Annotated in this window: 5 protein-coding genes and 2 tRNA genes; 1 reads left to right on the top strand and 6 read right to left on the bottom strand. The window is 70.0% G+C overall.

Features of this window, described 5'->3' with window-relative positions:
* The coding region (locus tag D7Y21_RS39330; protein WP_121718448.1) for a triacylglycerol lipase at nucleotides 1–946 on the bottom strand (946 nt) is incomplete at its 3' end.
* Between the two features lie 60 nt (nucleotides 947–1,006).
* On the bottom strand, nucleotides 1,007–1,642 hold the full coding sequence (locus D7Y21_RS39325; protein WP_121718447.1) for a pyridoxamine 5'-phosphate oxidase family protein: 636 nt from the start codon (nucleotides 1,640–1,642) through the stop codon (nucleotides 1,007–1,009).
* A gap of 93 nt (nucleotides 1,643–1,735) precedes the next feature.
* Here D7Y21_RS39325 and D7Y21_RS39320 point away from each other — a divergent pair, with 93 nt between their 5' ends.
* On the top strand, nucleotides 1,736–2,677 hold the full coding sequence (locus tag D7Y21_RS39320; RefSeq protein ID WP_121718446.1) for a LysR family transcriptional regulator: 942 nt from the start codon (nucleotides 1,736–1,738) through the stop codon (nucleotides 2,675–2,677).
* A 44-nt stretch (nucleotides 2,678–2,721) separates the two neighbouring features.
* Here D7Y21_RS39320 and D7Y21_RS39315 read toward each other — a convergent pair.
* The 4 genes from D7Y21_RS39315 to murJ form a co-directional block, all read right to left on the bottom strand.
* Nucleotides 2,722–2,795 (bottom strand) — tRNA-Met (locus D7Y21_RS39315).
* Between the two features lie 78 nt (nucleotides 2,796–2,873).
* Nucleotides 2,874–2,947, bottom strand: a tRNA-Met gene (locus D7Y21_RS39310).
* Between the two features lie 103 nt (nucleotides 2,948–3,050).
* Nucleotides 3,051–5,063, bottom strand: coding sequence for a S1 RNA-binding domain-containing protein (locus D7Y21_RS39305; RefSeq protein WP_121718445.1), 2,013 nt, complete (start codon nucleotides 5,061–5,063; stop codon nucleotides 3,051–3,053).
* A 228-nt stretch (nucleotides 5,064–5,291) separates the two neighbouring features.
* On the bottom strand, nucleotides 5,292–7,022 hold the full coding sequence (murJ, locus tag D7Y21_RS39300) for a murein biosynthesis integral membrane protein MurJ (protein ID WP_370039922.1): 1,731 nt from the start codon (nucleotides 7,020–7,022) through the stop codon (nucleotides 5,292–5,294).
* Nucleotides 7,023–7,028 lie beyond the last annotated feature (6 nt).

Below are 7,028 nucleotides of genomic sequence, written 5' to 3'. Positions count from 1 at the left end.
ACCCGAAGCGCTCCCGCCCCTCCCAGTGCGCGTCGAGCACGTTGCCGAAGCGCAGGTCGGTGACCCCGGCACCGCGGATCCGTCCCAGGCGCGCGAACGGCGCGCTGTACGGACTGAGCTCCAGCAGCACGTCCACCCAGCTTCCACCGCGCTCCAGCGGCGAACCGTGATGGGGCGACCCGAGGCAGACGAGCCCACGCAACTGGGGGCGCCAACCGTGGCCCTCGGCCTCCGCCGCGAGGCACGCGCTCCGCGCCACCAGGCCCCCCATGCTGTGGCCCAGGAGCGTCAGCGATTCGAGCGGCACGGGCCAGCAGGCCACGAGCTGTTCCAGCAACGAGGAGAGCGCACGCCCGTTCCGGGAGATGTGCAGGCCGCTGTTGTAGTGGAGATAGACAGGCGTGTAGCCGAGGTCGCGCGCCAGTGCCGCGCCATGGTCATGCCCCCGCCGGCTCCACTGAAGGTCGTTCATCGAGGAGCCATGAACCAGCACGAGCAGCCGGCTGCCTGCCTCCGGGAGCGCGTCGCGCAGGGCCTCGGGCTCCAGGCACAACGGCCGCCCGTGGACCCGGAACGCCATCGGAATCGCGAGCGGGTTGCCCTGCGTCTCCAGCGCATCCCCCAGCACACCGTTCAGCGCGGAGACCACCGCCTCCCTCTGAGGCCCCGGAGCACTGTCACCCAGCCACGGCGAGAGCCGCGTGAGCACGGCATCGAGCCCCGCCCCGACGTGCCGCGTGGCCTCCTGGAGTGTCGAGTAGATCCACCCCGTCACGGCCCGCGCCGGGCGCTCCAGCGGCCTGCCCAGGACGGACGGCCCGCTGGCGATGGTGCAGTGCACCTCCTCCACGAGCCCCATCACGCCCCGGGTGGCCTGCACCGCGAGGCGGCTGGCACCCCGCAGGGCATCCCCGTTCTTCCGTACGCCTGGCGACTGGCTGTTCATGGCTCTTGCCTCCATGGCCAAACCTACCGGACCGTAACCTACCCAACCGTAGGTCCAGGGTCAAACCGGAGACCGCTTCAAGCGCTCCAGTTCCTCGCGCAGGGTTCGGTTCTCCGCGCGGAGCGTCTGGAGCTCGGTCGACACCGGACGCAGCATTTCGTCCAGCTCCGCCTCGGTGAACCGGGGCGTGATGTGCTGGGGACAATTCCAGTCGAAGCCCTCCACGCGGAGCACGAAGCCGCGCTCGGCCTTCGCGCCTTGCCCGGGAACCTCGAGGCGCTCCATCGTCGCGGGATCCGTTTCGCGGGTGATGACGGACGCGTGCGCCAGGACCTTCAGTCGCGCACGGTTCGGATAGTCCACGAAGATGAGCGCGACCCGGTCGTTCTCGCTGACGTTGCCCGCGGAGATGTACTGCTTATTCCCCCGGTAGTCCGCGAAGCCCAGCGTGTGCGGGTCCAGCACCCGGACGAAGCCCGGCGGACCGCCCCGGTGCTGGACGTAGGGCCAGCCGTTCGCGCCCATGCTGGCCATGTAGAAGCTGTCACGCTGGGACAGAAACTCCGCCTCGTCGGGCGTGAGCACGTCCGGTGCGTCCCCTGCCCTCTCCATCCGCGCGTAGGCCCCACGGCTCCCGTGCTGTTCCTGCAACGCCTTCACCGCTGGCGTGAAGGCGAGTCTCGCGAAACGGCCCATGGCTTTCTCCCTTGATGCACCACGTATAGCCATCAAGGCAGGTGAAATAATCAGCGGGACAGGCAAGACTTCATTGCCAACTTCGCAAGAATCATGGACCAGCTCTTCACGCTCCGGACGTTTGTCGCCGTCGCCAGGCAGGGAAGCTTCACGGGCGCGTCCCGCCTCCTCCGCATCTCTCCATCCGTGGCGACGCGGGCCATCGCCCAGTTGGAGGAGCGGCTCGGGCTCGCGCTCCTCACGCGCACGACGCGCTCCGTGCGCCTCACCGAACGGGGACAGATCTACCTGGAGAGCTGTCAGCGGCTGCTGGAGGACCTGGATGAAGCCGACCGCCGCGTCCGGGGTGAGAACGCCGAGCCGAGAGGCGAGCTCCACCTCTCCGCTCCCATCGTCTTCGGGCGGCTCCACGTCCTACCGGTGGTCCAGAAGATGCTCGCTGCGCATCCGGCCCTGTCCGTCCGCCTGCACCTGTCGGACAGGAACCAGCACCTCGCGGACGAAGGCATCGACGCGGCCGTCCGCCTGGGGGACCTGAAGGACAGCAGCCTCATTGCCCTCAAGGTCGGCACCGTCCGCCGCGTGCTGGTGGCCAGCCCCCACTACGTGAAGCAGCGTGGGTCACCCCGCTCGCCCGCCGAGCTGAACCGCCATGAGCTCATCGCCTTCGAGAACCTCGACGCGACGAACGAGTGGCGGTTCGGCGAAAGGGAGAAGCCGGTGCGCATCCAGCCCCGCCTCATCCTCAACAGCGCGGACGCGGCCATCGCGGCGGCGGAGCAAGGCCTCGGCATCGCGCGCACGCTTTCGTACCAGGTGGCGGACGCCGTGCTCGCAGACCGGCTCGTCCTGGTCCTCGAAGCGTTCGCGCCGCCTCCCATCCCCGTGAGCGTCATCTACCCCGGACGCCGGAGCGCCTCCGCGAACGTGGGCACGTTCGTCCGCACGGCGCGCGGCCACTTCGAGGAACACCCGCTCCTGCCCGTCGAGACATTGCGCCCGTCCAAAGCCGCGGGCGGAAAAGCCAGACGCTGAAAAAGCGAAAGGGCCCCGGTGTTTCCACCGGGGCCCTCTCAGAGTTGCGGGGGCAGGATTTGAACCTGCGACCTTCGGGTTATGAGCCCGACGAGCTACCAGGCTGCTCCACCCCGCGTCACCGTGACGCGGTACTGCTGTTTTCGCTTTGAACACCCGGGGTCGAAACTTTCATTTCGACCCCGGGCTTTTCAAGTTGCGGGGGCAGGATTTGAACCTGCGACCTTCGGGTTATGAGCCCGACGAGCTACCAGGCTGCTCCACCCCGCGGCGAGAACGAGAGGGTAAGTACCGAACCCTCTCGCTACCGTCAACACCTATCTCGGCGCCCCATCGCATTGTCTCGCGCGAGCGCCGAGAAGGCGTGACGTCACTACTTGCCCAGCTTGCTGAGCAGATCCGCGAAGGTGCCGAAGCCCTTCTTGCCAGCGCCCTGCGGCTGCTGCGTCTTCTGCCACGCCTCCACCTCGGCGCGCTCCTCCGCGCGGATGGCGCCGGGGATGGACAGGCGGATCTTCCCGGAGGCGTCGATGTCGATGATCGCCACCTTCAGCTCCTGCCCGATGGAGAAGTGCTTGCGCATGTCCGTGCCGCGGTCGGTGCCCGTCTCGCTGGCCGGGATGAGACCCTTGCCGCCCGGGAACGCGAGGAACACGCCGTAGGGCTCCAGCCGATCCACCTTGCCGACGACGACCGCGCCCACCTTGGGACGGGGCGCCGAGGGCTCCTTGGGAGCCGACGCTGCCTGGGCCTCCTTCGCGGGACGCTCCTCGGGAGGACGCTGGGCCTCCTCCTCGGAGATGCGGCGCAGGCCGATGCGCTTGTCATTCGGGTCGATCTTCTCGACGGAGACCCAGATGACCTCGCCTTCCTTCACCGCGTCGCGCGGGTGCGCGATGCGCCGGTCGCTCAGCGCGGAGATGTGCACCAGGCCGTCCACGCCCGGGCGCAGCTCCACGAACGCGCCGAAGGGCTGGAGCCGGACGACCTTGCCCTGCAGGCGGTCGCCTTCCTTGATCTCCTCCAGCGCCTTCTTGAACGGATCCTCCTGACGCGAACGCAGCGACAGGGTGATGCGCTCCTTCTGCTTGGACTTGTCCGGGGAGTTGGGCTGGCCCTCCTCCATGCGGAGGATCTCCACCTCCACGTCGTCGCCCTGCTTCACCACGTCGCTGGGGTGCGCGACGCGCGTGTAGGAGAGCTCGGAGACGGGGATCATGCCCTCCACGCCGCCCAGGTCCACGAACACGCCGAAGTCGCGCACGCCGGAGACCTTGCCCTTGACCGTCTTGCCCACGGCCAGGGTCTTGCGCGTCTCCGTGGCCAGCCGGCGCTGCTCGTCCTCCAGCAGCGAGCGGCGGGACAGCACGACGTTGCGGTCGCGCACTTCCGTCACGCGGAACTGGAGCTTCTCGCCGATGAACTGATCCGGCTTCTCCACGAAGCGGATGTCCAACTGGCTGATGGGGCAGAAGGCGCGCGTCTCACCGATGGCGACTTCCACGCCACCCTTGTTCACGCTGAGGACCAGGCCTTCCACCGGCATGCCGGAGGCGCGGGCCTCCGCGAGCATCGCGAAGGACGCGTTGCCCTTGGCCAGCGCGCGGCTGAGCTGGATGCCCCGGGCACCCATCTCCACGACGTGCGCCTCCAGGCGGTCACCCACGCCGAAGCGCAGGATGCCCTCGTCGTCCTTGAGCTCGCGCAGCTCGATCATCGCCTCCGACTTCGCGGAGCCGTCCAGCGACACGAACGCGGTGTCCGCGCCCAGCTGGAAGATGGTGCCGGCGACCTTCTCGCCAATGCGCACGCCGCGGCGGCCGGGAGCGCCGCCGTCCTTGACCTGCGCCTCGAACATGTCCGCGAAGGACTCGGTCTCAGGGACCTCTTCGTACAGCGGGCTGGACGGCGCGGGGGCCGGCGTCACCGGACGCGGGGCCGGAGCCGGCGTGGAGGCCGCGGAGGCCTGCGCGTCGGCGCCCGTCTGCTCCGCGGTCGCGGTCGCCTCGGCGGGCTTCTCACCCTCCAGCGCGCGCGTCTCGATGGAGCCCGAGGCCCGCTTCACGACCACCATGGGGCCGGACGGACGGCGCTCGCCGCCGCCTCCTCCGCCACCCCGGCGCTCGCCGCCACGGCCACCGCCGCGCTCGCCGCCACCGCGGGGCGCGTCGCCCTGGGGACGGGGCTGCGACTGGGCGTCGCGAGGACCGCGATCACCGCGGCCTGGCCCACTCTTCTCATCGCGGCCGCCACGGCCACCGCCGCGCTCGTTGCCCTGGCCCCCCGAAGGGATGCCCAGCATCACGTCGCCAAACGTGGCCTTCGGCTTCTTGGGACCGAAACCGCCAGGACCGCCCGAATTTCCGCCGCTCTTCTCGTCGCTCACTGCCGAGACCTTCCGTTGACGATTTCCGACCCGGGACTTCCTTGAAGTCAGGGCCTCTTGAAAAAGGCGGCGGACATTACACGCGCGCCATGCCCGGAGGAAGCCGCATGCGGCCATCCCCTTCACAATCGGCCTCCTATCCCAACGGAAAGGGGCCTGTCCTGCATTCCGTTTGAGCCCCCAGACACCGCCTGGAGGGCAGCCGTCCCGCCGGGCGCCGCGCCGCGTCTACCGGGCGAGCCCCAGCTTCCGGCCCACCTTGCGGAAGACGGCGCCCGCCTCCGGGACGCCCAGCGCGGCGGAGATGGCGAAGTAGACGACGCCGAAGGGCACCGCCGTCGCCATCAGCCCCAGCACCGGGTGCAGCCGGGGCGGCACCAGGAGGGTCCCGCCCCACTCCGCCCCCACCCCGGGCATGGGACCCAGAAGGCCGGTGAGGCCCTGTTTGACGGCCAGGGCCACGAGCCCGCCCACCACCGCCGCGCCGTACAGCCGGGGCAGCAGCCCCGAAGGCAGGCCCACGGGCCCTACGATGGAGCGCAGCTTGCGGCGCAGGAGCGTGGTCTCCACCCAGGCGACGATGCCGCTGGACAAGGTGAGGAACGCCGCGCCCAGCTCCCGGGGCAGGCCCAGCCGCTCCGGCAGCCACAGCGCCAGGAACCAGGCCTTCACGGTGCCCAGGGCCACGCGCACGATGGCGTAGCGCAGGGGCGTCTTGGGGTCCTTCAGCGCGTAGAAGGCGGAGGCGTAGAGCCGGCCCGCGGTGGACGCCACCAGGCCCACCGCCGCGCCCATCAGCAGGTACCAGAGGTAGCGCGAGTCCGAGGCGCCAAAGCGGCCCGTCTGCAGGAGCGCACCGCTCACCAGGTCCCCGAGGAAGAAGAGCGCGACGGCGGAGGGCACCACCCAGAAGGCGATGCGGCGCGAGCCCGAGTCGATGCGGCTTCGCAGCTTCGCGTGCGCCTGGGCATCCCCTTCCGCCGTGGCGCGCGCCATCTCCGGCAGCTCCGCGGCGGACACCGCCATGCCGAAGAGGCTCACCGGGATGAGGTAGATGGTCTGCGCGTAGAGGAGCGACGACAGCGCGCGGTTGGAGATGAGCGACGCGAAGGCGGTGTCCACCCACGCGCTGAACTGCACCACGCCGCGCCCCAGCACCACCGGGCCGAAGTTCTTCATCACCTGGCGCACGGAGGCGCTGGCCAGCGACACCACCGGGCGGAAGTGCCCCAACAGGCGCATCACCGTGGGCACCTGCACCGCGAACTGGAGGAAGCTGCCCAGCACCACGCCGTACGCCAGCCACTCCGTCACGGCTTCTTCCGAGGCCCGCCCCCCGGACGTGCCGTGCAGGCTGCCCACGACCAGCAGCGTGGCGATGATGACGACGTTCCACACCACGGGCGCCAGATAGGACAGGAGGAAGCGCCGGTGGCTGTTGAGGATGCCCAGGCACCACGCGCTCAGCACCAGGAAGCCCGTGCCCGGGAAGAGGATTCGCACCAGCCGCACGGCCAGGTCGCGCTCGCCGCCCGTGAAGCCCGGCGCGATGAGGTCCACGAACAGCGGCGTGGCCAGCATGCCCAGCGCCACCATCACGGCGGTGGCCATGGCCAGCAGGCCGAACACCGCGCCCGCGACGCGGTCCGCCTCGTCCGCGTCCTTCTTGCCCAGGAGCTGGGCGTAGACGGGGATGAAGGAGCCCGACAGCACGCCTTCGCCGAAGAGGTTCTGGAGGAAGTTGGGGATGCGCAGCGCGGCCTTGAAGACGGCGGCGGCCTCCGCGTTGCCCAGGTAGTGCGCGAAGACCCGCTCGCGCACCAGCCCCATCAGCCGCGACGCCAGGATGCCAATGCCCACCAGCATCGCGCCCCGGCCTCCCGCGCTGCGTTCAGGGCTGGACGGAAGAGGGGCTGCCGGAGAGCCGGCGGGAGGCCGGGGCGCGATGCTGGTGGGCATTGGCAT

It is taken from the genome of Corallococcus sp. AB045 (assembly GCF_003668895.1).
GTDB classification, from domain to species: domain Bacteria; phylum Myxococcota; class Myxococcia; order Myxococcales; family Myxococcaceae; genus Corallococcus; species Corallococcus coralloides.
The sequence above is the reverse complement of the archived record's forward strand: the minus strand, read 5'-3'. Positions and strand labels throughout refer to the sequence as shown.

What these genes read in the sequence shown, in the direction of transcription:
- D7Y21_RS39325 (WP_121718447.1), bottom strand. Translation starts at nt 1,642, where the DNA reads ATGGGCCGTTTCGCGAGACTCGCCTTCACGCCAGCGGTGAAGGCGTTG.
- murJ (WP_370039922.1), bottom strand. Translation starts at nt 7,022, where the DNA reads ATGCCCACCAGCATCGCGCCCCGGCCTCCCGCCGGCTCTCCGGCAGCC.
- D7Y21_RS39320 (WP_121718446.1), top strand. Translation starts at nt 1,736, where the DNA reads ATGGACCAGCTCTTCACGCTCCGGACGTTTGTCGCCGTCGCCAGGCAG.